23 protein-coding genes are annotated in these 24,205 nt (G+C 75.3%); 10 read left to right on the forward strand and 13 right to left on the reverse strand.

The window, feature by feature from the left end; genetic code table 11:
- Positions 1-248 precede the first annotated feature (248 nt).
- A complete protein-coding gene (locus tag ACFYUY_RS25760; protein WP_387904034.1) occupies positions 249-998 on the forward strand; it encodes a DUF2306 domain-containing protein in 750 nt (249 codons plus the stop codon).
- A gap of 21 nt (positions 999-1,019) precedes the next feature.
- Here ACFYUY_RS25760 and ACFYUY_RS25765 read toward each other — a convergent pair whose 3' ends face one another.
- The 4 genes from ACFYUY_RS25765 to asnB all read right to left on the reverse strand — a co-directional run bounded on the left by ACFYUY_RS25765 (position 1,020) and on the right by asnB (position 6,439).
- Positions 1,020-1,529: a hypothetical protein gene (locus ACFYUY_RS25765; RefSeq protein ID WP_360218325.1), complete on the reverse strand. Its 510-nt coding sequence runs from the start codon at positions 1,527-1,529 to the stop codon at positions 1,020-1,022.
- Between the two features lie 76 nt (positions 1,530-1,605).
- Positions 1,606-3,114, reverse strand: a complete 1,509-nt coding sequence (locus ACFYUY_RS25770) for a pyridoxal phosphate-dependent decarboxylase family protein (RefSeq protein WP_387904037.1) — start codon at positions 3,112-3,114, stop codon at positions 1,606-1,608.
- A 143-nt stretch (positions 3,115-3,257) separates the two neighbouring features.
- Complete coding sequence (locus tag ACFYUY_RS25775) at positions 3,258-4,376, reverse strand: hypothetical protein (RefSeq protein WP_387904040.1); 1,119 nt, start codon at positions 4,374-4,376, stop codon at positions 3,258-3,260.
- A gap of 212 nt (positions 4,377-4,588) precedes the next feature.
- Positions 4,589-6,439: an asparagine synthase (glutamine-hydrolyzing) gene (asnB, locus tag ACFYUY_RS25780; RefSeq protein ID WP_360218316.1), complete on the reverse strand. Its 1,851-nt coding sequence runs from the start codon at positions 6,437-6,439 to the stop codon at positions 4,589-4,591.
- Between the two features lie 227 nt (positions 6,440-6,666).
- Here asnB and ACFYUY_RS25785 point away from each other — a divergent pair, with 227 nt between their 5' ends.
- Together ACFYUY_RS25785 and glmS are read left to right on the forward strand one after the other, a co-directional pair.
- A complete protein-coding gene (locus ACFYUY_RS25785; protein WP_244178662.1) occupies positions 6,667-6,942 on the forward strand; it encodes a hypothetical protein in 276 nt (91 codons plus the stop codon).
- Between the two features lie 142 nt (positions 6,943-7,084).
- The gene (gene glmS / locus ACFYUY_RS25790; protein ID WP_360218313.1) at positions 7,085-8,911 is read left to right on the forward strand and encodes a glutamine--fructose-6-phosphate transaminase (isomerizing); all 1,827 of its coding nucleotides are present in this window, start codon (positions 7,085-7,087) and stop codon (positions 8,909-8,911) included.
- Between the two features lie 133 nt (positions 8,912-9,044).
- Here glmS and ACFYUY_RS25795 read toward each other — a convergent pair whose 3' ends face one another.
- The 4 genes from ACFYUY_RS25795 to ACFYUY_RS25810 form a co-directional block, all read right to left on the reverse strand.
- Positions 9,045-9,455, reverse strand: coding sequence for a hypothetical protein (locus tag ACFYUY_RS25795; protein WP_387904044.1), 411 nt, complete (start codon positions 9,453-9,455; stop codon positions 9,045-9,047).
- 187 nt (positions 9,456-9,642) lie between these two features.
- Positions 9,643-10,572: a glutaminase gene (locus ACFYUY_RS25800; RefSeq protein WP_360218307.1), complete on the reverse strand. Its 930-nt coding sequence runs from the start codon at positions 10,570-10,572 to the stop codon at positions 9,643-9,645.
- A 156-nt stretch (positions 10,573-10,728) separates the two neighbouring features.
- Entirely contained in the window at positions 10,729-11,430 is a 702-nt protein-coding gene (locus ACFYUY_RS25805) for a DUF3152 domain-containing protein (protein ID WP_363365659.1), read from the reverse strand.
- 154 nt (positions 11,431-11,584) lie between these two features.
- Complete coding sequence (locus ACFYUY_RS25810; protein ID WP_387904047.1) at positions 11,585-12,487, reverse strand: LysR family transcriptional regulator; 903 nt, start codon at positions 12,485-12,487, stop codon at positions 11,585-11,587.
- Positions 12,488-12,643: 156 nt separating this feature from the next.
- Here ACFYUY_RS25810 and ACFYUY_RS25815 point away from each other — a divergent pair, with 156 nt between their 5' ends.
- Both ACFYUY_RS25815 and ACFYUY_RS25820 read left to right on the forward strand, forming a co-directional pair.
- Complete coding sequence (locus ACFYUY_RS25815; protein ID WP_387904049.1) at positions 12,644-13,438, forward strand: SDR family oxidoreductase; 795 nt, start codon at positions 12,644-12,646, stop codon at positions 13,436-13,438.
- Between the two features lie 14 nt (positions 13,439-13,452).
- Entirely contained in the window at positions 13,453-14,166 is a 714-nt protein-coding gene (locus ACFYUY_RS25820; protein WP_387904050.1) for an ester cyclase, read from the forward strand.
- 97 nt (positions 14,167-14,263) lie between these two features.
- Here the strand turns inward: ACFYUY_RS25820 and ACFYUY_RS25825 are convergent, their stop codons facing one another.
- Entirely contained in the window at positions 14,264-14,806 is a 543-nt protein-coding gene (locus ACFYUY_RS25825) for a DinB family protein (protein WP_360218292.1), read from the reverse strand.
- Between the two features lie 109 nt (positions 14,807-14,915).
- Between ACFYUY_RS25825 and ACFYUY_RS25830 the strand changes: the two genes are divergently transcribed.
- A complete protein-coding gene (locus ACFYUY_RS25830; protein ID WP_387904052.1) occupies positions 14,916-15,890 on the forward strand; it encodes a helix-turn-helix transcriptional regulator in 975 nt (324 codons plus the stop codon).
- A gap of 72 nt (positions 15,891-15,962) precedes the next feature.
- Here the strand turns inward: ACFYUY_RS25830 and ACFYUY_RS25835 are convergent, their stop codons facing one another.
- The gene (locus tag ACFYUY_RS25835; protein WP_387904055.1) at positions 15,963-17,297 is read right to left on the reverse strand and encodes a PLP-dependent aminotransferase family protein; all 1,335 of its coding nucleotides are present in this window, start codon (positions 17,295-17,297) and stop codon (positions 15,963-15,965) included.
- 236 nt (positions 17,298-17,533) lie between these two features.
- Here ACFYUY_RS25835 and ACFYUY_RS25840 point away from each other — a divergent pair, with 236 nt between their 5' ends.
- On the forward strand, positions 17,534-18,295 hold the full coding sequence (locus tag ACFYUY_RS25840; protein ID WP_360218283.1) for an enoyl-CoA hydratase-related protein: 762 nt from the start codon (positions 17,534-17,536) through the stop codon (positions 18,293-18,295).
- A gap of 54 nt (positions 18,296-18,349) precedes the next feature.
- On the opposite strand, the gene ACFYUY_RS25845 is transcribed toward ACFYUY_RS25840, so the two are convergent.
- Positions 18,350-19,072 (reverse strand): hypothetical protein, encoded by a 723-nt coding sequence (locus ACFYUY_RS25845; RefSeq protein ID WP_387904059.1) that lies wholly within the window; start codon positions 19,070-19,072, stop codon positions 18,350-18,352.
- Positions 19,073-19,452: 380 nt separating this feature from the next.
- Entirely contained in the window at positions 19,453-20,346 is an 894-nt protein-coding gene (locus ACFYUY_RS25850; protein WP_387904062.1) for a LysR family transcriptional regulator, read from the reverse strand.
- Positions 20,347-20,560: 214 nt separating this feature from the next.
- On the opposite strand from ACFYUY_RS25850, the gene ACFYUY_RS25855 reads away from it, so the two are divergent.
- The 3 genes from ACFYUY_RS25855 (at position 20,561) to ACFYUY_RS25865 (ending at position 22,626) form a co-directional block, all read left to right on the forward strand.
- Complete coding sequence (locus ACFYUY_RS25855; RefSeq protein ID WP_387904064.1) at positions 20,561-21,145, forward strand: SRPBCC family protein; 585 nt, start codon at positions 20,561-20,563, stop codon at positions 21,143-21,145.
- 164 nt (positions 21,146-21,309) lie between these two features.
- Complete coding sequence (locus ACFYUY_RS25860; protein WP_387904081.1) at positions 21,310-21,948, forward strand: maleylpyruvate isomerase N-terminal domain-containing protein; 639 nt, start codon at positions 21,310-21,312, stop codon at positions 21,946-21,948.
- 150 nt (positions 21,949-22,098) lie between these two features.
- The gene (locus ACFYUY_RS25865) at positions 22,099-22,626 is read left to right on the forward strand and encodes an NAD(P)-binding domain-containing protein (protein WP_387904067.1); all 528 of its coding nucleotides are present in this window, start codon (positions 22,099-22,101) and stop codon (positions 22,624-22,626) included.
- 404 nt (positions 22,627-23,030) lie between these two features.
- On the opposite strand, the gene ACFYUY_RS25870 is transcribed toward ACFYUY_RS25865, so the two are convergent.
- Positions 23,031-23,960 carry an immunity 49 family protein gene (locus ACFYUY_RS25870; RefSeq protein ID WP_387904070.1) on the reverse strand — a complete coding sequence of 310 codons (930 nt, stop codon included), beginning with the start codon at positions 23,958-23,960 and terminating at the stop codon, positions 23,031-23,033.
- Positions 23,961-24,205: the final 245 nt, after the last annotated feature.

The following is a 24,205-nucleotide window of genomic DNA, read 5'->3' on the forward strand; positions in this document are numbered from 1 at the left end:
GCCACCCATGACGGGGTGTCCGGTGACGCATCGCCACCTCGCGGACCGCGGCGGCGGTGCCCCCAGGCTACGGGCCCGCCATGGGGGTAACCCCCTTACTAGGGTGGGGGGTTGCTCCATGGGGTGGGCGGCCGGACCCGGCCAGACTGGCGGGGCGCGGGCGGGTCCGCGCCTCCGGTGCGGCCGGGCGCGTGCCGTCGCGCCCGGTCGCCCGAACGCCTCCCACCGAGCAGAGAGCGGGTCACCGGATGACCAGCACCATCGCCGGGGCCGGGCCGACCGGCACCGAACCGACCGGCACCGTACGGACCGGACGCGGCGGGCGGGTCCGCTGGGTCGTCGTCCTGCTGACGTCGCTCGCCATCGTCGGTGCGGTCCTGGCGAGCTACGCCCGGGCCAGTCTGCCGATCTCCGCGTCGGACGGCGGGGTGTCCGCCGCCTACGCCGACCGCCCGTACGCCGTGCAGGTCGTCTTCTACGTCCACGTCGTGACGGCCTCGCTGGCCCTGCTGGTCGGCCCGTTCCAGTTCTCCGCCGCGCTGCGCCGAAGAGCACCGCGGGTGCACCGGTGGACCGGCCGGGTGTACGCGCTGGGGGTGGGCGTCGGGGCGGCGGCCGCGTTCGTGATGTCCTTCGTCAGCTCGATCGCCTTCGACGGCTTCTTCGGGTTCGGCACCCTCGCGCTGCTCTGGGCCTGGACCACCTGGCGCGGCTACCGGGCCGTCCGCGCGGGCGACCTGGCGGGCCACCGGGCCTGGATGATCCGCAGCTTCGCCCTCACCTACGCCGCCGTCACCCTGCGGGTGTGGCTGGGCGTGCTGATCGTGCTCCAGCTGCTCACCGCCGGCGGTGACCTCGACGGCGACCGGGCCTTCGACAACGCCTACGCGGCGCTGCCGTTCCTGTGCTGGCTGCCCAACCTGGTGGTCGCCGAGTTCCTGGTCCGCCGCCGGGGCCTGCCCGCCTACCGCCTCGTGCCGGCGCCGTCCCCACGCTGATCCGGGAGGGCGCCGGGGTGCTCAGCCGATGCGGGTCGGCGTGTCCAGGAGCGGCTGACCGGTGGCCAGGAGGCTGGTGAGGTCGGCGGGGGTGAGGGTGTGCGGGGCGCGGAGGTAGAGCTCGTCGACGGTGGTGTGGGGGAGCGGGTGGGGCTGCAGGGAGAGCAGCGTGACCTGCCGCCCGGCCAGGGCGGTGTGGACGCGGGCGAGGTCGGTGGGGGTGCTGCGTCCGGTGGTGCGCACCCGCCACAGGGCGGTCGGCGGCGGGGGGCCGTGGAGGTGGTGCCGGTGGGACCACCAGGCGTGGAAGAGGGCGGTGCCGAGCAGGGCGAGGGCGGAGGTGGCGAGGACCACCGGGCCGTCGGGGCCGCTGACGACGATCTTGGCGACCAGGTCGGCCGCGGTGACCGAGACGAAGACGGCCGCGAGCTCGACGGTGTCGCGGCGCCAGCGGTGGGTGCGGGCGCCGCGCTGCGGGGCGCGGGGGAGGTCGGGTGCGGGCCGGGTCGTCTGGTGCTCCGTGTGCTCCATGGCACCACGGTGCCCAACGGGTGTTTCCCGACCGCGCACCCCCCGTGACCCGGCGGTTACGGTCTCCGGGCGCGCGTTACGGTCGGAGGTCCGCGGCCGCGGCGGCGACCTCGGCGAGCAGCAGGTGCAGGTCGGCCTCGGTGGTGTCGGCGTTGAGCAGGCAGGCGCGGAGCACCTCCCGCCCGTCCAGCCGCGCCCCGGTGACGAACACCCGGCCGCGCCGCTGGACGGCGGCCGGGAGCTCGCGGTTCAGCGCGTCGAGCGCTTCCTCGCCCAGGCCGGCCGGGCGGTGCCGGAAGGCCACGATGGAGGTCTGCACCTCGGCCAGCAGCTCCGACTGCCCGTCGGCCTCGACCAGTTCGCCGAGCCGGCGGGCCAGCGAGGTGCAGCGGGCGATGTCCCGGGCGAGGCCGCTGCGGCCCTTGTGGGCGATGGTGGCCCAGACCTTGAGGGCGCGGAACGGGCGGGTCTGCTCGGTGCCGTACTCGGAGAACCAGCCGAGCGCGCCGGCGGCCTCGTCGCGCAGGTAGGAGGGGACGAGGCTGAAGGTGGCGCGCAGCTCCTCGGGGTCGCGGACCAGGGCGCAGCCGCAGTCGACCGGGACGCCCAGCCACTTGTGCGGGTCGAGGGCGAGGGAGTCGGCGCGTTCGAGGCCGGCGTAGCGATGGGCGATCGCGGGGTCGAGCCGGCCGAAGGCCCCGTAGGCGCCGTCGACGTGCAGCCAGAGCTGCTGCTCGGCGCAGAGGTCGGCGAGCGGGCCGAACGCGTCGACGGCACCGGTGCCCACGGTGCCCGCCGAGGCGACGACCAGGAAGGGGAGCAGTCCGGCGGCCCGGTCGCGGTCGACGGCGGCGCGCAGCTCGGCCGGGTCGAGGAGGCCGTCCGGGCCGGTGGGGACGGTGCGCAGGTGCCGGCTGCCGAGGCCGAGGAGTTCGGCGGCCTTGCGGACGCAGGAGTGGGTCTCGCCGGTGACGTAGCCGACCAGTGGCGGCAGGCCGGCCAGGCCGTCCTCGCGGACGTCCCACCCGGCGCGGCGGGCGGCCCGGTTGCGGGCGGCGGCGAGGCAGACGATGGTCGCCATCGAGGTGCCGGAGGTGAGCAGTCCGCCGCCCGGCGGGTGCGGGAAGCCGGCCAGTTCGGCGATCCAGCGGACCACGGCGCGTTCCAGGTGGACGTCGGCGTGGTCGCCGCCGGCCGAGCTGGGGTTCATGGCGGCGGCGGCGAGGGTGGCGAGTACTCCGGCGGGGGCGGGGGCGGAGTTGACCCAGCCGAAGAAGCGCGGGTTGCCGTTGCCCATCGGGTGGGGGAGGACGTCCCGGTCGATGGCGACGAGGAGCTCGGCGAGCGGGCGGCCGTCGGCGGGCAGCGGCGCGTCCAGCAGGGCGGTGCGGGCGGTGTCGTCCATCGGCTGCCAGACCGGGCGGGCGGGCAGTCCGGCGAGGTAGTCGGCGACCAGGTCGGCGGCGGCGTGGGCGGCGCCGCGGAACTCGGCGTGGGCGGCGCTGCCGGACTCGGCGCGGGGCTCGGTGCGGGGCTCGGGGCCGGACCCGGGCCGGAGCCCGGCGCGGGGGTCCTCGGTGGTCATGGCGGCGGCTCTCCAGGGGTGGGGGGAGGCGCGGCGTCCTCGGCGCACCCTGAGCGGCCGATCCTACGGAACGGGCCCGCGCCGTGTGGCGCGGGCCCGGTGGGTGGGACGTGGCGGACGGGAGCGGTCGCCCCGGGGGCCGGTCAGTCCAGGGAGGCGGAGAGACCGCTCGCGGAGCGGCAGTAGCCCTGCATCTCCTTGTTGGTGATCTTGGAGCAGAGCCGGCCGGCCGCGCCGCCGTCCGTGTAGTTGACCGTGTAGTAGCTGACCAGGCCCTCGGCGCAGGCCTTGCGCTGCCAGCCGTCGGCGGCGGTCGCGCACTGCTGGGCGGCCCAGTCCTCGCGGTCCAGGTTGTACTTCATGGTGCGCGAGCCGACGCCGCGGCTGCAGTCCACCGCCCCGCCGCTGGACTTGCCGTTGAGGCACCACTTGAGGGCGTCGGCGTAGACCTCGGGGTGGTTCGGGTAGTCGTGCGAGGAGAGGTAGAAGGTCGGGGCGTAGAAGAAGCACGCGGACTGGAACAGGGACGGCTGGTCCTTGCAGGGGTACAGCGGGTCCTGGGCGAGCTTGTCGGCGGGCAGGTTCGCCTTGGCCTTCTCGTCCTCCTCGTCCGGGCCGAAGAGCTGCATGAACAGGCCCTCGGAGCAGCGGATCCGGTTCTGGTCGGTGGGGAACTTGTTGCACAGGTCGCGCGCCTTGGCGACGTCCTGCTTGGCGACGAACATGGTGCCGTGGCCGACGCCGTGGATGCACGGGCCGGTGTTCTTCGGCGCGCAGAGCTTGAGCAGGTCCACCTCGGGCTGGGCGGAGGCGTTGAGCATCTCCTCGACGGCGCCGTGCAGGTAGCCGGCCGCGCAGGTCTCGTGCGGGAAGGAGATGACCTTCTGGAAGTCGGCGTTGAAGCGCTTGACCGCCGCGTGGCCGAGCTCGTGCGCGATCGGGTGGCAGAAGCGCACCGTGTACGGCTTCTCCTTGGTGATCTTGTCGAGGTCGGCCAGCGCGACGCCGGGGTCGGTGGCGTCCATCTCGGCCATCAGCTTGTTGCGCAGCGTCGAGCGGGTCCACACGGCCGGGTCGCCGGTCGGGGTGGCGCTCGCGGCCGGGGTGCCGGCCGGCGGCGCGGTGCCGGGGGTGGTGCCGGGGGCGGCCTGGGCCGTCGCCGCGGTGGCCGTCGCGGGCGTCCAGTCGGTGACGGCCACCGACCCGAGGCCCAGGACGCCCAGGAGCAGGGCGGTGAGAATCGCGAATACTCGCGGCTGCATGACGGGATCCCCCGGCGGATCGAGGTGGACGGTTCGCTCCCATCCTGACGGCACGGTGGCGGGAATCCGCGTTTTCGCCCGCCATTCGGGAGGTGTCGGCGACGCTATCGCACGGTCCGACGCCCGGGTGCGGCGGGATGGTTCCCGATGATCACCCGGACGGTGCAGCCGCCGGCCCGTGCGCGGGGGCGGCTCCGGCGGGCGGAAGGGCCTCAGAGGTCCAGCGTCACCCGGTACTGCGTCAGCCAGGCGTCCAGGTCGAGTGCCAGGTCGACGGCGAGCCGGACGGACTGCGGGTCGGTGTCCGGGGCGAACGCGTCCGCCAGCCGCCTGCGGTCCAGCAGGCCGAGCACGGGGGAGGTGCGCGCGGCGGCGAGCCGGGCCAGTTCGGAGCGCAGCAGCGCCGGGTAGTGCGGGTCGGTGGTGACGGGGTAGGGGCTCTTGGCCCGGTCGGCGATCTCGGGCGGCAGCAGGTCCCGGACGGCGGCGCGCAGCAGGCTCTTCTCCCGGCCGTCGAAGTGCTTCATCGCCCACGGCGTGTTGAAGACGTACTGGACCAGCCGGTGGTCGCAGAACGGGACCCGCACCTCCAGTCCGTTGGCCATGCTCATCCGGTCCTTGCGGTCCAGCAGGATGCGGAGGAAGCGGGTGAGGTTGAGGTACGAGATCTCCCGCATCCGGCGTTCCCGCGGGTCGGCCGCCGGCAGGTGGGGCACCTCGGCGATCGCCTCGCGGTAGCGGGCGCGGCGGTAGCCCGGCAGGTCGAGCTTGCGGAGCAGGTCGGCGTCGAGCAGCTGCTCGCGGGGGCCGGCGCCCGGGCCGCCGATGGCGTTGACCGCGGAGGCCCAGGGGAAGTCCTCGGCGGCGATCGCCCGCGGGTCGTGGAACCAGCGGTAGCCGCCGAACAGCTCGTCCGCGGACTCGCCGGACAGCGCGACGGTCGAGTGCCGGCGCACGCCGCGGAACAGCAGCAGCAGCGAGACGTCCATGTCCCCGACGCCGCCGGGCAGGTCGCGGGCGCGCAGCACGGCGGAGCGCTGGGCGAGGTCGGTGAGCTCGGCGGGCGCCAGCTCGATCACCCGGTGGTCGGCGCCGACGTGCCGGGCGAGCAGCCGGGCGTAGGGGCCGTCCGGCGTCGTGCGGGTCTCGTCGGCGTGGAAGTCCGCGCCCTGTCCGGCGAAGTCGACCGAGAAGGAGCGCAGCGGGCCGGCGCCCGCGGCCCGCAGCTCCCGGGCGGCGAGCGCGGTGACGGCGCTGGAGTCCAGGCCGCCGGAGAGGAGGGAGCAGAGCGGGACGTCGGAGTCGAGCTGACGGTGGACGACGTCCTCCAGCAGGGCCCGGACGGTGGTGACGGTGGCCTCCAGGCCGTGGGCGTGCTCGCGTGCCTCGAGCGCCCAGTAGCGGCGGGTCGTGACGCCCGCGCGGCCCACCCGCAGCAGGTGCCCGGGCGGGACTTCGGCGATCCCCCGGTAGGGGGTGAGGCCGGGGGTGCGGGTGAGGGCGAGGAGTTCGCGCAGCCCGTCCAGGTCGACGACCGGGCGGACGGCGGGGTGGGCGAGCAGGGCCTTGACCTCGGAGCCGAAGACCACGCCGTCGGCGGTGGCGTGGTAGTGCAGCGGCTTGACGCCCATCCGGTCGCGGACCAGCAGCAGCTCCTCGGTGCGGGCGTCCCAGACGGCGAGGGCGAACATGCCGTTCAGCCGCTCGGCCAGGCCCTCGCCCCACTCGAGGTAGGCGTGCAGCACCACCTCGGTGTCGCTGCGGGTGCGGAAGCGGTGCCCGGCCGCCGCCAGTTCCGCGCGCAGCTCGCGGTGGTTGTAGACCTCGCCGTTGTAGGTGAGCGCGGCCAGCAGCCGGCCGTCCCGTTCGACGGCCATCGGCTGGGTGCCGCCCCCGGGGTCGATGACCGCGAGGCGGCGGTGGCCGAGCGCGGCGTGCCGTTCGAGGCGGACGGCGCCGGCGTCCGGGCCGCGGCAGAGCTGGGTGGCCGTCATCGCGTCGAGGACGTCCCGTTCGGCGGTGAGGTCGCGGTCGAACGCGACCCATCCGGTGATCCCGCACATCAGCAAGCCTCCGGTCTTCCGCTGCGTACGCAGGGTGTCACGCTACGTGACGGCCGGGTGCGGCTACAAGGGTGCGACGGAAAGGTGCGGCAGGGAGGGGAGGGGAGGGGCGGGGGCGTCCGCTGGGGGCCGATCGGCTGATCTCTTGAGCTGAAAGTCGTAATGTCTGCCCGAATTCGGGCAGGATCTTTGTCCTCCCCGACCGGCGCGGCCTAGGCTCCTCACTCGTGTCGAGCTCACCCCACCCTCACGAGGACCTCCTCGCCCACCTCACCCGGACCAGCCCGCTCGGGCCCCGGGAGGCGGCGCGGATCGTGGCCGAGGTGCTGGCCTACTTCTCCGAGACCACCGAGGAGTACGTCCGCCGCCGCCACGGCGAGCTCCAGGCACGCGGACTGACCAACGAACGGATCTTCGCCCGGCTCGCCGAGGAGCTGCCCGCCCGCCGCGTCGCGGCACCGGAGCTCTCGGCCCGCCAGCTGCGCCGGATCGTCTACGGCTGAGCGCCGTCGCCGAGCGGGCGCCCCGGCGCCCCGGCCGCGCCGCCCCGCTGCTTCACCGCCTACCGCTCCACCGCCGTATCGACGTATCGCCGTATTGCTGTATCGCCAAGTGCCTTCCCGCCTTCAGAAGAGGAGCCCACGCATGTGCGGAATCGTGGCCTACATCGGCCCCAAGGACGCGACCCCCTTCCTGCTGGAGGGCCTGGCCCGCCTGGAGTACCGCGGCTACGACTCGGCCGGCGTCGCCGTCACCGGGCGCACCGGCGGCCTGAAGGTCCGCAAGGTCAAGGGCCGGGTCGCCGACCTCGCCGCCGCCGTCCCCGCCCGGTTCAAGGGCGGCACCGGCATCGGCCACACCCGCTGGGCCACCCACGGCGTGCCGAGCGACGCCAACGCCCACCCCCACCTGGACAACGCCGAGCGGATCGCCGTCGTCCACAACGGCATCATCGAGAACGCCGACGAGCTGCGCGCCAAGCTCGCCGCGGACGGCGCGGTCTTCCGCTCCGAGACCGACACCGAGGTGCTCTCGCACCTGATCGCCGCGCACGTCACCGAGGGCGTCGAGCTGGAGGACGCCGTCCGCGCCGCCCTCGGCCGGGTGGTCGGCACCTACGGCATCGCCGTCCTCGACGCCGAGCAGCCGGACCGGATCGTGGTCGCCCGCAACGGCAGCCCGATCGTGCTGGGCATCGGCGAGAAGGAGATGTTCGCCGCCTCCGACGTCTCCGCGCTCGTCCGCTACACCCGCCAGGTCGTCCACCTGGAGGACGGCGAGCTGGCCACCGTCCGCGCCGACGGCTTCCGCACCTTCACCTCCGACGCCCGCACCACGCACCGCCAGCCCTCCACCGTGGACTGGGAGATCGACTCCTACGACACCGGCGGGTACGAGCACTTCCTGCTCAAGGAGATCCACGAGCAGCCCGGCTCCGTCGAGCGCACCCTCAGCGGCCGCCTCGACGAGCGCTTCGCCACCGCCCACCTGGGCGGCCTCAACCTGGACGCCCGCGAGCTGCGCGAGATCCGCCGGGTCAAGATCCTCGGCTGCGGATCCGCCTACTACGCCGGCGAGATGGGCGCCCAGCTGATCGAGGAGCTCGCCCGGATCCCCGCGCACAGCGAGCCCGCCTCCGAGTTCCGCTACCGCAACCCGGTGATCGAGGCGGACACCCTCTACATCGCGGTCAGCCAGTCCGGGGAGACCTACGACACGCTGGCCGCCGTCCAGGAGGTCAAGCGCAAGGGCGGCCGGGTCCTCGGCGTCGTCAACACGGTCGGCAGCGCCATCGCCCGCGAGTGCGACGGCGGCATCTACCTGCACGCCGGGCCGGAGATCTCGGTCGCCTCCACCAAGGCCTTCACCTCCACCGTGGTCGCCTTCGCGCTGCTCGCGCTGCACTTCGGACGCATCCACGACCTCTCGCCCGCCGACGGCCGGCGGATCGTCTCCGCCCTGAACGCGCTGCCCGACCAGATCCGCGAGGTGCTCGACCAGAGCGGGAAGATCGCCGAGCTCGCCGCCGAGTACGCCGGGTCCACCGGCATGATGTTCATCGGGCGCGTCCGCGGCTACCCGGTCGCCCGGGAGGGCGCGCAGAAGCTCAAGGAGATCTCCTACGTGCACGCCGAGGCGTACCCGGCGAGCGAGCTGAAGCACGGCCCGCTGGCGCTGATCAGCCCCGAGCTGCCCACCGTCGCCCTCGTCCCGGACGACGAGCTGCTCGACAAGAACCTCACCACCCTCGGCGAGATCAAGGCCCGCTCCGGCCGGGTCATCGCCGTCGCCCACCGCAGGCCCGAGGAGAAGCTCGCCGACCACTGCATCCTGGTCCCCAAGAGCGAGCCCGAACTCGACCCGCTGCTCCTCAACATCCCGCTCCAGCTGCTCGCCTACCACGCCGCGGTGGCGCTGGGCCGCGACGTCGACAAGCCGCGCAACCTGGCGAAGAGCGTGACCGTCGAGTAGTCGCTCCGGACCGGCCCGGGTCGGCCGGGCCGGTCCTGCCGGGCCCGTCCGCCCCGGCGCTCCCGGGGCCCGGCCGTCGCGCGGACGGCCGGGCCCCGGGAGCTACGGGCCGGGCGCGGCCCGGCGCCCGCCCTCAGACCCGCTTGGGCGGCAGCAGGGCCACCGCGAGCAGGATCGCCAGGGCGCCTCCGCAGGCGTTCCAGAAGCCGTTGTCCAGGTCGGTGACGTCCAGCGAGACCGGCGACAGCTCGCGGCCCTTCTGGTACACCCACAGCACACCGGTGACCACCCCGACCACGCAGGCCAGCAGCAGCCCGGGCCGGGACCGCACCAGCAGGGCGACCACCGCGATCCCGGCGGCGAGGGCCAGGAGCAGGAACATCGACATCGCGGTCGAGGTGGTGCGCGTGGGGGACATCCCCCGGAACAGGTCGGCCACCGGCACCGACCTCGGATCGCTCTTCCCGTACCAGGGCTGGAAAGAGCTGAGCACCAGCCCCGCCGCTCCGGCCAGACCCAGCAGGGCTGCTAACGCGGTACGCATCGGACGGTTCCCCCCAATTCCTCTCGGACTCCTCGTGACGACGATCGGGCCCCCGCCTGGAGCATGCCACGGACTGCCCGTCGGCCGGTGGTCAACCGGCCGACGGGCGTGAGAAGTTGCGGTGGTGGTCGGTCGGCGGAGCGTCCGGCCTCCGTTGGGTCCCGGGTCGGCAGGGGCCTGCCGTGGGTCAGAACACCGAGCAGCCGGAGAGGGTGGTCAGGGTGTCGAGGGCGGTGACCGCGGCCACCGAGTTGCCGGCCTGGTCCAGCCGAGGGCCCCACGCGCAGACCGCGGCCCGCCCCGGGAGTATCGCGAGCACGCCGCCGCCCACGCCGCTCTTGCCGGGCAGGCCGACCCGGAAGGCGAACTCGCCCGCCGCGTCGTAGGTGCCGCAGGTCAGCAGCACGGCGTTGACCCGCTTGGCCTCGCTGCGCGACATCAGCCGGGTGCCGTCGGCGCGCACCCCGTAGCGGGCCAGGAAGGAGCCGGCGAGGACCAGGTCGCGGCAGCTGGCGGTGACCGCGCAGTGCGCGTAGTAGTGGTCGAGGACGGTCTCGACCGGGTTCTCCAGGTTGCCGTGGCTGGCGATGAAGTGGGCCAGCGCGGCGTTGCGGTGGCCGTGCTCGGCCTCGGAGGCCGCCACCACCGGGTCGGTGTCGATCAGCGGGTTGCCGGACTCCCGGCGCAGGAAGTCGCGGACGGCCCCGGCGGCGTCGCCCGTCATGCTCTGCAGACGGTCGGTGACGACCAGGGCCCCCGCGTTGATGAACGGGTTGCGCGGGATGCCGTGCTCGGTCTCCAGCTGCACCAGGGAGTTGAACGGGTTGCCGGAGGGTTCGCGGCCCACGCCGGTCCAGACGGTGTCGCCGCCGTGCGCCATGGCCAGCGCGAGGGTGAACAGCTTGGACACGCTCTGGACGGAGAACGGCCGCTCCCAGTCCCCGGTCCCGTACAGCTCGCCGTCGACGGTCGCCACCGCCATGCCGAAGGCGTCCGGCTCCACGGTGGCGAGAGCCGGGATGTAGTCGGCGACGCGGCCCTGCCCGGCCGTGGCGTGCGCGGCCGCGGAGGCTGCCTCCAGCAGCAGCGGGTAGTCCAGGCTCTCTCCGTCGGGCATGCCGCTCAACGCTGTTCCTCCACGGGCGCGATCACAGGTACGACCAGAATTATGCGGGTTTCGGCACGACGGGCCGGCCGCCGGGGCGTGGCCGGTCGCCCTGTGGTCGTCCTGTGATCCGTTCCGTCGGGGAGCGTGGCCGTCGGCGCGTGGCCGTCAGGGCGCGGCGCTCGGGGCCGGGAGGGCCGGCCCGGAGAGCAGGGTGCCGGTGTCGGAGTACGGCCAGCCGTTGGGCACACAGCCGTGCAGGCCCTTGATCTGCTGCATCATCACCGGCGCCGGCTGGCCCTCGCCGGGGCAGTCGACGTGCCCGTACCCGATGACGTGGCCGACCTCGTGGTTGACGGCGAGCGCGTGGTAGAGCGCGGGCTTGCCGACGTAGAACTCCGACAGCTCCCGCCAGCGCTTGACGTTGATGACGACCTGGTGCCCCACCCCGCAGTTCACCGTGCCACCGGTGTCCAGGCCGTACTGGCCGCAGATCCGGTCGGTGGTCGCCGGGGTGGCCAGGTAGACGGTGAAGTCCACCGGGTCCGCGGCCACCCGCTGGAACGAGGCCTCGCCGCCGGCCGCCCAGCCGCGCCGGACGTCCCCGAGGACGGCGTCCACCTCGGCGGCGAACTGCCCGGGCTTCTCCGGGAGGCCGTCCTCCGCGCGGACCTTGTAGCGGTACAGGTGCTCGCCCGTACCGATGCGGGCCGTGCCGCCGGTGGCCGTCGTGAACCGCATCGGCTTCTGCCGGGTGTCCTGGGCCCACGGGTGCCACCACAGCAGACCGGCGGTCACCGCCGCGACCACGACCAGGGCGGGTGCGCCGTAGCGGATCCGCCGGGACCGGGGTGCGCCGAGCCTCTTCATGAACCTCCTCATACCGGGAGGAACGCGCGGACGGGGGCGATTGGTTCAGTCGGATTCGGACAGGTCTGGTCGGATTCGGTCGGATCGGGTCGGGTCGGGGGTGGGCGGGGCGGATCGGTGGCGGAGCTCGGTGTCCCGGTGGGACCGGCCGGTGTCAGGACGGCCGGAAGCGTTCGGGGGTGACGCAGGCCTGGCGGGCGAGCAGGTCGGCGAAGGCGGTGGTGGCCGGGTCGGGGCGGGTGCGGGTGTAGGCCGCGAGGGTGCGGTGCACCAGGGGGTCGGGCAGCAGCACGGCGGCGTCGAAGCGGTCCGGGACGAGGTTGGCCGGCACCAGGGCCGGTCCGAGGCCCGCCGCGGCCAACAGCGGCGCGGCGGAGGTCTGTTCGGTGCGCACGGCGGCCCGCGGGGTGAAACCGGCCCGGGCGCAGACCTGGTCGAGCAGATCGGCCAGGCCGTGGCCGGGGGCGTAGTGCACCCAGGCGCGGTCGGCCAGTGCGCCGAGCGGCAGCGGCTGTTCCGGGCGCCCGGCGAGCGGGTCGTCGGAGGGGAGCACCAGGACGAACTCCTCCACGCCGAGCTCGCGGATCGGGCCCTCCCACCCCGCCGGTACCGGCCCGACGGCCAGGTCGGCCCGGCCCGCCGCCATCGCCTCCTGGAGCCGGTCGGCGTGCGGGTACTCGCGCAGCCGGATCCGCACGCCGGGGTGCCTCGCCCGCCAGGTCCGCAGGACGGGCGGCAGGATGCCGAGGCTGACCGAGTGGACGGTGGCGACCTCCAGTTCGCCCTCGTCCAGCCCGCCGGCGCGGCGCGCGGCCGCGTGCAGCCGGTCGGTCTCGGCGAGCGCCGCGCGGGCGTGCGGGAGGACGGCCCGGCCCAGTGGGGTGAGGCGCACCGCGCGGGGGAGCCGTTCGAGCAGCGGACCGCCGACGGCCTTCTCCAGCGCGCGCACCTGGTGGGACAGCGCCGGCTGGGTCACGTGCAGCTGTTCGGCGGCGCGCGTGAAGGAGCCGGTGTCGACGACGGTGACCAGGTACTCGAGCTGCCGCAGCGTTGTCATGAGCGGATTTTATCGATGGCATCGACTACATGCCTTGGACGCATGAGTACTAGTCGGGGGAGGGTCAAGGGGTGGCCGCCGGGCGAGACGCCCGGCCCGGGGACCTTCCGTCCCCGTTCCCGCGCCCGTACCCGAAGACCCCCGAAGGAGTACCCCGTGTCCTCGACGTCCGCGCAGTCCCCGACGTCCGCGCAGTCCCCGACGTCCGCGCAGGCCCCGACCCCGCGGCCCGCGCTCGCCGCCCTCGAAGGGAAGCGCCTGATCGTGGTGGGCGCCGGTTCGCGCACCGGCCGCCTGCTCGCCGTGACCGCCTCGGCGGCCGGCGCCGAGCTGGTGCTGGCCGGGCCCGACCCCCGCAAGCTGGAGTGGACGGCCGGTGAGCTGTCCGGGCCGTCCGAGGTGGTGCCGGTCGACCTCGCGGACGAGGCGTCGATCGCCGCCCTCGCCCGGCGGGCCGGCGGCTTCGACCACCTGGTCTCGACCGCCGCGATGCCCGCCAACGGCCCCCTGAAGGACCTCGAACTCGCCGACGTGCAGCGGGCGTTCGCGGCCAAGGTGATCGGCCCGCTGCTGCTCGCCAAGCACCTGGCACCGCAGGCCGCCGACGACGGCTCGTTCACCTTCTTCTCCGGCGTGGCCGCCTGGCGCCCGGCGCCGGAGCGGACGGTGATGGCCACCGCCAACGGCGCGCTGGCCTTCCTCGTCCAGGCGCTCGCGGTCGAGATCGCCCCGGTCCGGGTCAACGCCGTCTCGCCCGGCATCGTCGACACCGGCTCCTGGGACGGGCTTGGCTCCGGCAAGGCCGCGTTCCTGCGCGGCGTCGCCGAGCGCAACCCGGCCCGCCGCGTCGGCACCCCCGACGACCTGGTCAAGGCCGTCCTCTACGCAGTCGACAACCCGTACGTCACGGGCACGGTGCTGCACGTCGACGGCGGCGGCCGGCTGGCCTGACGGGAGGACCTCCGATGACGCACACGACTCCGACGGCCTCCGGGCTCCCGGTGGCTATTCCGCAGCGGGCACCAGGGCGTGGCAGTGGCCAGGGCCGGCGCCGGGTCCTGCACCGGACTCCGCCCCGGGGCCGTCTGGCCCGCGGCACCGTGGCCCTCGCGGTGGCGGCCTGCCTGGTGGGCGGCACCACCGCGGCCGCGCAGTCCCGCGGCGGTGGGCACCGGGACACCCCGCGGGCCTGGCCGCAGCGGCTGGTCGACCGCTCGCCCGACCTCGTCCGGCCCGGCACGCTCACCGTCGACCGCACGATCGGCGAACGCCGGGCCACCCGGCTGGTCCACCTGGCCCAGCAGCTCTACACGTTCTGGAACACCGGCCAGCAGCAGTACCTGGACGCCGCGATCAGCCCGTCGTTCCGGGACAACACCCTGCCGGACGGCCGCCCGCAGGGGCCCGCCGGACCCGCCGCCGCCTCGGCGGCCTTCCGGGCGGCGGTGCCCGACCTCACCTGCGAGCTCTCCGACGTCCTGGTGACGGGGGACCGGATCACCGCCCGGCTGGTCTTCCGGGGCCACTTCACCGGCACCTTCGAGGGCGTCCGGGGGCGGGGCCAGCGGGTCGAGTTCAACGCGATCGACATCCAGCACGCCGGGGGCGACCGGATCACCGAGGACTGGCACGTCGAGGACAACCAGACGCTCCTGCGCCAACTCGGCGTCGGCGGCTGACGGCCGGCCCGTCCGCCCCCTCCCTCCCCGGCCCGTCCGCCTCCTCCCCCGGTTCTCCGGCGGCTCGGCCCCTGGTCGCCGAGCCGCCGGAACCCGCTCAGCCCATGCTCTTCGCGCCGTCCAGGGACTCCCGGATGATGTCGGCGTGGCCCGCGTGCTGGGCGGTCTCGGCGACGACGTGCATCAGGACGCGGCGGGCCGACCACTCGGCGTCGGCCTCGAACCAGGGCGCCTTCGGCAGCGGCTGGGTGGCGCCCAGGTCGGGCAGCTCCACGACCAGGTCGTCCGTGCGGCGGGCCACCTCCTCGTACTCGGCGAGCACGCCGGCCAGCGTCTCGCCCGGCAGCATCCGGAACTCGTCGGCCCGGCGGGCGAAGTCCTCCTCGGTGAAGGCGGTGAAGTCGGGCATCGCCGACGGGCCCCCGACGATGAAGTCGGCCCAGACCCGCTCGACGGCGGCCACGTGCTTGATCAGGCCGCCCAGGCACAGCTCGCTGGCCGTCGTCCGCAGACCGGCCTGCTCGTCGGTGAGGTCGCGGGTGGTGAAGCGGAGGAAGTGCCGCTGCTTGGCCAGGGCCGTCAGCAGGTCGGCGCGCTCGCCGGTGGCGGTGGCGGTGCTGCTGCTCGGGGTCGCGGTCATGGTGTGGCCTTCCGTTCGGGTCGTGCTCGGTTCCTGCTCTCTCGGACAAGGTCCACGCTACGGGCCATTGCGGTCAGTTCCTGGCCTGAATTGCGCGAGAATCGCTGACATGGCGAACACCAGCACCCGAACGCTGCGACTGCTCTCGCTGCTCCAGACCCACCGCTACTGGCCGGGCGGGGAACTGGCCGACCGGCTCGGCGTCTCGATCCGCACGCTGCGCCGGGACGTCGACCGGCTGCGCGAACTCGGCTACCCCGTCGAGGCGCAGCGCGGCGTCGACGGCGGCTACCAGCTCGCCGCGGGCGCCGCCCTGCCCCCGCTGGTGATCGACGACGAGGAGGCGGTGGCGCTCGCCGTGGGCCTGCAGGCCGCGGCCGAGAGCCCGGTGGAGGGCATCGCCGAGGCCTCCGTCCGGGTGCTCGCCAAGGTCGCGCAGGTGATGCCGGCCCGGCTGCGGCGCCGGGTCGAGGCGCTGCGCGCGGTCACCGTGCCCATCGGCGGCGGCACCCCGGCCGGCCCCGGCGTCGACCCGGACCGGCTCACCGCGGTGGCGCTCGCCTGCCGGGACACCGAGCGGCTCCGCTTCTCCTACTCCGCCGCCGACGGCCGGGGCTCCCGACGGCACGTCGAGCCGCACCGGCTGGTCTGCCTCCACCGCCGCTGGTACCTCGTCGCCTACGACCTCGACCGGCAGGACTGGCGGACCTTCCGACTCGACCGGCTCAGCTCCCCGCAGGGCAGTGGCACCCGGTTCGGCCCCCGCGAACTCCCCGCCGAGGACGCCGCCGCGTTCGTCCGGGCCGGGCTCGACGGCGTGCCCCGCCCGCACCGGGTCGAGGCCCTGGTGGCCGCCCCCGCCGAGACCGTCCGCGCCCACGTCGGCCGCTGGGGCACCGTCGAGGAGGTGGACGCCGGGCACTGCCGGCTGCTGATGACGGCGGACTCGCTGGACTGGCCCGCGATGGCGCTCGGCTCGCTCGGCGCCGAGTTCCGGGTGACGGACCCGGCCGAACTGCGCGTCCTCGTCGAGGAGTGGGGGGCACGCTTCACCCGGGCGGCGGGGGCCGGGGCCGCCGGGTAGCGGCGGTGCGGCGCTGTGGGGCGGGGCAGTCGTCCGGGCGGACCGTCCGGCCGGGGCGCCCCGGCCGGGACGTCAGGGCGGGATCGACTCGACCGCCGCCCGCAGCCGCCCCAGCACGCCCGCCAGCTCCTCCAACGGCGGGCCGGCCAGCGCCAGCCGCAGCGCGTGCGGGCGGAGCGGGCCGGTGGCGAAGGCGTCGGCGGTGGACACCAGGATCCCCTGCTCCGCCAGGACGGCGGCGGCCCGATCGGGCCGCTGGTGCTCCGCCAGCCCGAGCCACAGCAGGTACGAGGCGGGGTGCGCGGTGACCTCGAGACCCGCCAGCGCGGCCCGGGCGACCCGCTGACGGGCGGCGGCGTCCTCCCGGCGCCGCGCCTCCAGCCGGGCGACCGTGCCGTCCGCGAGCCAGCCCGTCGCCAGCGCCGTGACCACCCCCGGGGCGCCCCAGGCCGCGGCGCGCAGCGCGCCGGTCACGGCCGGCACCAGGTGCCCGGGCGGCACGGCGAAGCCGAACCGCAGCCCGGGAGCCACGTTCTTCGACAACCCGGCGACGTAGCAGGTGCGTTCCGGGGCCAGCGCGTGCAGCGGCGGGGGCGGCGACGCCTCCAGGAAGGCGTACGTGCCGTCCTCGATCAGCGTGCAGCCGTGCGCGGCGGCGAGGTCCGCCAGCCGCTCGCGCTGCGCCGGGTCGAGCACCCAGCCGAGCGGGTTGTGGACGGTCGGCATCGTGTACACGGCGCGGACCGGCCGGGCGCGGCAGAGCCGCTCCAGCGCGTCGAGGTCCGGGCCCGCCGCCGTCACCGGGACGGGCGCGAGGTCCAGGCCGTGCGCGGCGGCCAGCAGCTTCACGCCCGGGTAGCCGAGCGCGTCCACGGCGAGCACGTCACCGGGCCGGGTCAGCGCGCGCAGCACGCAGTCCAGCGCCTGCTGCGCCCCGCCCGTCAGCACGACCCGCTCCGGGGCCGTGTCGACCCCGCGGTCCAGCAGGTACCGCGCCACCACCGCCCGGTCGGCCCGGTGGCCGCCGGGCGGGTGCTGGCGCAGCAGCGCCGACGGGTCCGCCGAGGCGGCCAGTTCGCGCAGGGCCCGGCGCAGCTCCTCCCCCTGGCCTGGATCGAGCGGCTGGTTGAACGACAGGTCGGCCACCCGCGGCACCGGCAGTGCGCGCGAGGGCTCGATGCCGTCGAACCCGGAGCGGTCCCGGACGAAGGTGCCGCGCCCGCGTTCCCCCACCACCAGCCCGGCGGCGGCCAGTTCGGCGTACACCCGGGAGGCGGTGGCCAGCGCGATCCGCCGCTCGCGGGCCAGCGCCCGGTGGGTCGGCAGCCGGGTGCCGGGCCGGAGCGCGCCGGAGCGGATGGCCGCCGCGTACGCGTCGACGACGGCCTTGTAGGAGGGCGGTCGCACGGGCGCCTCCGGGATCGGGGTCGATGGGGTCCGCCCATGGGGTTCGTCCGCGGGTTCGTCCACATGGGGCCGTCGACGTGTCCGTCGACGTGTATCCAGGACAATAAGTGGCTCGTCCCGGGCGGGTGTTCGTAGCCTCGATGCCGTCCGCACCCAGGCCCACCCCGAGCGGTCCGTGCGCGTGCCCCGCCCCGGCGCGGGCCCCGCGTGCCGCCGGGCGAAACGGAGCAACCGCCATGACCGTCCGCACCGAACGCGACCGGCACGTCGTCACCCTGACCATCGACCGGGAACGGAAGCTGAACGCCCTCGACCGGCCGACCATCGACGCGCTGCTCGCCGCCCTCGACCGCGCCGACGCCGACGACGACGTCCGCGCCGTCGTCCTCACCGGGGCAGGGGAGCGGGCCTTCAGCGCCGGCGCCGACATCCCCTGGCTCGCCGGCAGCATCGCGGGCGGCACGGAACGGGCGCTGCGCGAGGTCGTCCGGCGCGGCCACGCGCTCACCCGGCGGATCGAGGAGTTCCCGAAGCCGGTCGTGGTGGCCGTCAACGGCCTGGCCTACGGCGGGGGTTGCGAGATCACCGAGGCCGCCCCACTGGCCGTCGCCGCCGAGCACGCGACCTTCGCCAAGCCGGAGATCTCGCTCGGCTTCCCGCCGCCGTTCGGCGGGTCCCAGCGGCTCCCGCGGCACGTCGGCCGCAAGCGCGGACTGGAACTGATCCTCACCGGCGACCCGATCACCGCCGCCCGAGCCGCCGAGCTCGGCCTCGTCAACGCCGTCGTCCCGGCCGCCGAACTGCTCGACACCGCAAGGGCCCTGGTCGACCGGATCATCCGGCACGCGCCGACCGCGGTCGCCGCCTGCCTGCGCGCCGTCACCCGGGGCATCGACCTGCCCGTCGACGCGGGCCTCGCCGTCGAGGCGGCCTGCTTCGCGAGCACCCTGCCCACCGAGGGCGTCCGGGACGGACTGCGGCGCTTCCTCGACCGGTAGCGCCCGAGGGCCTGCGGGCATGCTCGCTCGGCGGTCGCGCTCTCGGGGGCTTGCTCAGTGTTCGCGCTCACCGCACTCGGCGGGCCGCAGCACGCCGCCGACGGGCAGCGCGGCCGGGCCGGCCAGGAGCAGACAGGCCTCGCCGGCCGGGCCGTCCGCCTGGTACTCGACCGACGCCGCGTGCTGCGCTCCGCCGGGCTGGAGCTCCGCGCGCACCCTGGCCGCCGGGAACCGCCCCGCCAGAGCGCCGAAGACGAGCACCCCGTCGCCGTCCGCGAGGGTTTCGGTGACCTCGAGGCGCCAGTGCGTGTCGGCCTCCTGGAGCAGCAGCCGGCCGGACTTGTCCAGCGCCCGCAGGAAAGCCCGGCGGGTGCGGAGCAGATCGGCCACCGCACAGCACAGCGCGGTGCCCTCGACCCGGTGGAAACCGTGGAACGGCGCCATCGTCAGGAACTCGCCGAGCAGAGCGATGGCGCTCGCGCGGGCCGGCGGGAAGGCCTCCGGTTGCTCGGCGATCTCCAGCAGGAACCGCGCGGCCGTCACCGCAGCGGGGAACACGGCGGACATGTGGCCGTGCATGACGCTGCTGTACTCCAGCCCGGACACCGCGGTGGCGACCTGGACACGGCTGCGGGCGGTGGCCAGCAGCCGCAGCGGCTCCACCGGATCGGACAGCCAACGCTCGGGCGGCCCGGTGTCGTCGGCCCGCGGCGTGAGGTGCAGCCCCGGGGTCGGGATCGCGTCCCAGTCCACCGCGGCGATGCGTTCGATCAGCATCCCGGGATCCTCCCACGCCCCGCGCGGGCCGGGCAGGCAGCGCGAGTGCGGTCGCGCAGGCCTCCGCGCTGCGGCGATCGCAGCGGGCACCGTCCGATGCCGGGCGACAGCACGTTCGCGATGTTCTGGTGGTGGGCGCCCTCGACCTCCTCCTCGGGGGAGGAACAGCGGTCGCCGTCGAGCCCGACGACCGCGGAAGCCGCCTCCGTCAGCACCCGGACGACCGGCCTGGCCGGCATCGCTGCAGGGGACTCCTCGTCGACCCGGTACCGCGTGGCGGCCGTCGCCGCCAGGGCCCCGCCGGCCGGCAGGCGCTGCCGGAGCGCCGTGATCCGTCCACGGTTCGGGGACGGGCGCGGTGCCGTGCTCCGTCGGGCGAGCTAGGTGTTCCGGCCACAGTGGTCGGCGACGGTGTCGGCGAAGGCGCGGGCCAGTGGGGAGAGCGGGTCCCCGCGGCGGACGGCCCAGCCGGCCGCGAGGACGGGGAGCGCGGGCAGCGGCAGCAGCCGCAGGCCGGGGTGGCCGGGGCCCTGCCACTGCGGCAGGGCCGGGACGACGGCGTGGCCCAGACCCAGCTCGGCCAGCAGGATCGCGGTGTCCCAGTCCGCGACGCTGGTGTCGAAGACCGGCCGGATGCCGGACCGCCCCAGCCAGGAGTCGAGCTGGGAGCGCGACACCGAGTTCTGCGGCAGCCCGATCAGCCGGGCGTCCTGCAGGTCGGCGGGCTCGATGGCGTCCCGGGCGGCCAGTGGGTCCCCGGCGGCGACGGCCAGCACCCAGGGCAGCTCGACCACCGGCCGCTGCTCGATCCCGTGCACCGGGGTGCCGAGCGTGACCCAGGCCAGGTCGACCCGGCCTGCGGTGAGCGCCTCGAAGCAGCTCCGACTGGAGACCTCGGTCTGGAACTCCAGGCTGACCTGCGGGAAGCGCCGGCGGTAGTCGACCACGGCGGCGGACATGAAGTGCCGGATGCTGGTGGCTCCGGTGGTGATCCGCACCGATCCGCCCTCACCGCGGGCGAGTTCGCCGATGCTGCGCAGCGCGTGGTCGATGCTGCCCAGACCGGTGGCGACGGCCGTCTGCAGGAGGCGGCCGGCCTTGGTGGGCACCACCCCGCGCGGACGGCGCTCCACCAGGGTCAGGCCCAGCTCCCGTTCGAGCCGTTTCACGTGCTGGCTGACGGCCGACTGGGTGCAGGACAGCTCGCGGGCGACGGCGCTCAGCGAGCCGGCCCGGCAGACCGCGGCGAAGACGCGGAGGTCGTCAAGAGTCACGACGACCCAAGGTAGTGCTTGGGGGTTTCCCAGTAAATCGGTGGACTGACTTGGGTGTTCGGCAGGATCGATCATCGTCGTGGGCCCAGGGCGGCAACCCGCCCGCTGTCCTCGCGCGCACCGGACGCAGAGGCGGGGACGCGGCGGGTGCCGACCCGCACAGCTGGTGCAGGATGAGGACGACCGCGATCGGAACGAACGAAGGGGGACGGACGTGCGCTACGCCGACGGTCCGGGGACGCACTGCGAGGTGCACGTCGACGCCACGGTGGAGCAGGTGTGGCGGCTGGTCACCGACATCGGCCTGCCCGCCCGCCTGAGCCCCGAGCTCCAGCGCGTGGGCTGGCTCGACGGCGCCGACGGGCCGGCGCCCGGCGCCCGGTTCGAGGGCCACAACCACCGCGAAGACATGGGGGGCTGGCGGACCGTCAGCCAGGTGATCGAGCTGGCCGAATACCGGTCCTTCGCGTGGGCCGTCGTCGACCCGGACGGCCGCTACGGCGCGCCGGTGCCGACGTCGTCCGCCCTGTCGGACGATCAGGGGGTCGACCCGGCGGTCGCGCTGGCCACCTGGCGCTTCGACCTCGCCCCCGAGGAGGGGGGCACCCGGCTGCGCCAGTCCGTCGTCATCGGCCCCGGGCGCAGCGGGGTCAGCCTGGTCATCGACCGGTGGCCGGACCGCGAGGAGCAGATCGTCGAGTACCGCCTGGCGGACCTCCGCAAGGGCATGACGGCCACCCTGGAGGGGATCAAGGCGCTGGCCGAGCAGGGCGACCGGGCCGGCCGCGCGGAAGGATGACGAGTCCCGTGCCACCGGGCGAGGCGTCGGCGCCGCCCGGTGAGGTGTCCGCGCTGCTCGACGGTGTGCGCGCCTCGGCGGCACGGTTCGGTGCCGCGGTCGGGCACTTGTCGGACGCGCAGGCCCGCGGGCCCTCCCGGCTCCCGGGCTGAAGCCGGGCCCACCTGGTCACGCACGTGGCCCGCAGCGCCGACGTCTACCACTGGCTGCTGGAGCTGGCCCGCACCGGTACCGAACCCGGGCCCCGGGCGGACGCCCCCACCCTCGACCGGCTGCTGCGCGAGGGCGCGGGGCGGGACGCGGCCGCCCTCGGCGCGGACCTGCGGGAGAGCCTGGACCGTCTGGTCGAGGAGGCGACGGCCGGGCCCGCCGAGCGGTGGCCGGTGCTGGTCACCGCCCTCGCGGGGTGGCGGCACCCGGCCTGGTACGTCCTGTGCCGGGCGCAGCGGGAGCTGGAGGTCCACCTCGTCGACCTGGGTGTCGGTCGCCCGGCCGCGCGGTGGCCCGCCGACTTCGTCGGCCGGGAACTCGACGAGGCCTCGGCCGCGCTGGGCGCCCGCCGGTTCCCGCTGGCCGGGATGCACGCCACCGATCTGGGCCGCACCTGGCGCCCGGCCGAAGCGGAGCCCGAACCGGAGGCCGGTCCGCAGACCGGTCCGCAGGCCGGCACCGTCGTGTCCGCTCCGGGCCACGCCCTGCTCGGCTGGCTCGCTGGCCGGGTCCCGCCCGAGCGGCTCCACTCGACCGGCCCGCTCCCGGTGCCACCGCGGTGGCCGCTCCCGCCCGCTCCCGGCTGGGGCTGACGGCGCCACGGGTGCGCCCCGGCCGGTGGCGACGGGCCCGGCGTTGATCGTTCGTTTACCCGGACGCGGTTCACTGGCGACACCTCCGCCGCGCGGCCGCTCCGGGCGGTGCAGCGCCGGACCACCGCCTCGCACCACGGGAGAAGACACGTGATCGCCGTCGCCGTCCTCGGATCGAACGCCAACGCCGTCCGGGTCGCGGGCAGACTCGCCGCGGCCGGCTACGTGGTGCGCACCTGGGGCACCGCCGAAGCCGGGGCGGCCGGATCCGCCCGCCCCGGCCGCGGCCCCCGCGCGAACCCGACACCCGCGGGGGCCGCGGCCGGGGCGCGAGCGCTGCTGACCTGCGTCGAGGACCCCGACGACCTCCGAGCGCTGCTGACGGACCGCCGTGCCGGTGCGCTCGGCGCCGTGGCGTCCGGCGCCTGGTGGCTCAACCTGGCCCCGGCGGCCGCCGCGACGAACGAGGAGTTCCGCGCCCTCGCCCGCTCCCATGCGCTCACCTACCAGCACACCCCGCTCATCGGCGAGCACGGGGACCTGCTGGCGGTCGGCCCGGCGGCCGCCGACGCCCGCGCCTTCTGCGATCCGGTCCTCGGGGCGATCGCGCCCGTCGTCCGTGCCGGCACGCCGGTGGTGGAGGTGCCGGTGTCGGTGGTGGGCGGCTCCCGGCGCTGAGCCCCGTGCGCCGGTTCCGGGGCGCCGGGGCTCACCAGGAGACCGGGTAGCGGACGGGGTGGCCGCCGATCCGTCCGGGGAGCAGGCCGATGGATGGTAGGCACACCGCCGGTCAAAGGGTGGGATGTTTCGCCTGGTGGACTGTCCGGTGGACACCCCAGTGGACTGCTCGCCGCGCCCCGACCGCCCCCCGCCCCGGCGACGCCGCCCAGCCGACACCGCCCCGCCGACACCGCCCCGCCGCGGCACCGGTGCCTTCGCCGCCGGGCGGCCCCGGTGAGGCCCCGTCCACGGCTGATTCGCCACCGTGCCGACCATCCCGTCATCGCCTTCGGGCGTGCGGCTTCGGCCCCTCGCGCCGCCGGCCGCGCACCGCTGCCACGGAGGATCGGCCCCGGGACCGGTCAGGCCTGCCGGGGCTCCTGGGCCGCCTGGGCCTCCTGGGGTCGTATCAGTGCCGCCGGGAGGTAGCCGGAGGAGACGCCGAGCTGCCAACCGTGGGCCTGGACGGCCAGGGCCGCCAGGGTGATCGGGCCGACCGGGAGGAGGCTGCGGGCGGGGGCCGTCTCGGGTGTCGTCTCCCGGTGCAGGTCCAGGCGTGCGACCAGGGCGCGCTCGAAGGCGGGCTGGTCGTCGTCGAGCAGGACGCGCAGCAGGCGCTGGTCGGGCGTCAGTGCGCCGGCGGCGTCCAGGGCCGCGGCAGCGGCGCCCCGTTCGGCGGCGTCCGGCTTGCGCAGCGGCAGCGGGCCGGGTGCGACCCAGGGGGAGACGGCCGTCTCCACCACGTCGAGGTAGTCGCAGAGCGCGTCCATCTCGGCGAGCTCGGCCGGTTCGGAGGTCGAGTGGATGTCGGACCAGGGCAGGCCCTTGCGGACGGAGGGTGCGTAGTCGTCCTTCAGCAGCGGGCCGAGCATCCGGCGCCGCTCCCCGATCTGGCCGCTGATCACGACCAGCGCGAAGGCGTCGACCCAGGTGGCGGCGGTGGGGGCGAAGTCGATGGTGTCGAAGCGGAGCTCCTCGCTGGAGAGCGTCTCGTCGATGAGGGGGAAGGGCACCTCGAAGTCGCCCCGGGGGAAGCAGCCGAGGCTGAGCACGCCGTGGAAGCACTCGGCCGCCGTGTCGAGGGCGGCACCGGCGCGGGCGCCTCCGAGCGCGCCCTCCTCCAGGCTGAGTGCGCCGAGGTGGTCGAGGAGCACCTCGCCCATCTCCCGGACCGTCCCGATCGCGAGACGGCCGTAGCGGAGGGTGTACCAGTGGTCGAGCACCCGCCCGCTGACGCCCTCCGCCGCCTCGGTGATCCGCTCCTGCACAAGCTGGTGGCGCGCCACGTTCACGAGCCGCTACCGCCCTTCCTCGATCGTCTGCTGACGGAACGGCACGCTAGCAGCGACCACTGACGGTCGCTCACCCGTACGGGTGAGGGGTGAGGGGCGCGGGGTGAGGGGTGAGGGGTGGACCCTGGAGCGGGGGCCGGGGGGGGGGGGGGGACCCCCCCCCCCCCCCCCCCCCCCGGGGGCCGGGGGGGGGGGGGGGGCACCGCGGGGGCGCAAAACCCGGGTTGGGTTAAAAAAGGGGGGGC

Source organism: Kitasatospora sp. NPDC004745 (assembly GCF_042873275.1).
Taxonomy (GTDB): Bacteria; Actinomycetota; Actinomycetes; order Streptomycetales; family Streptomycetaceae; genus Kitasatospora.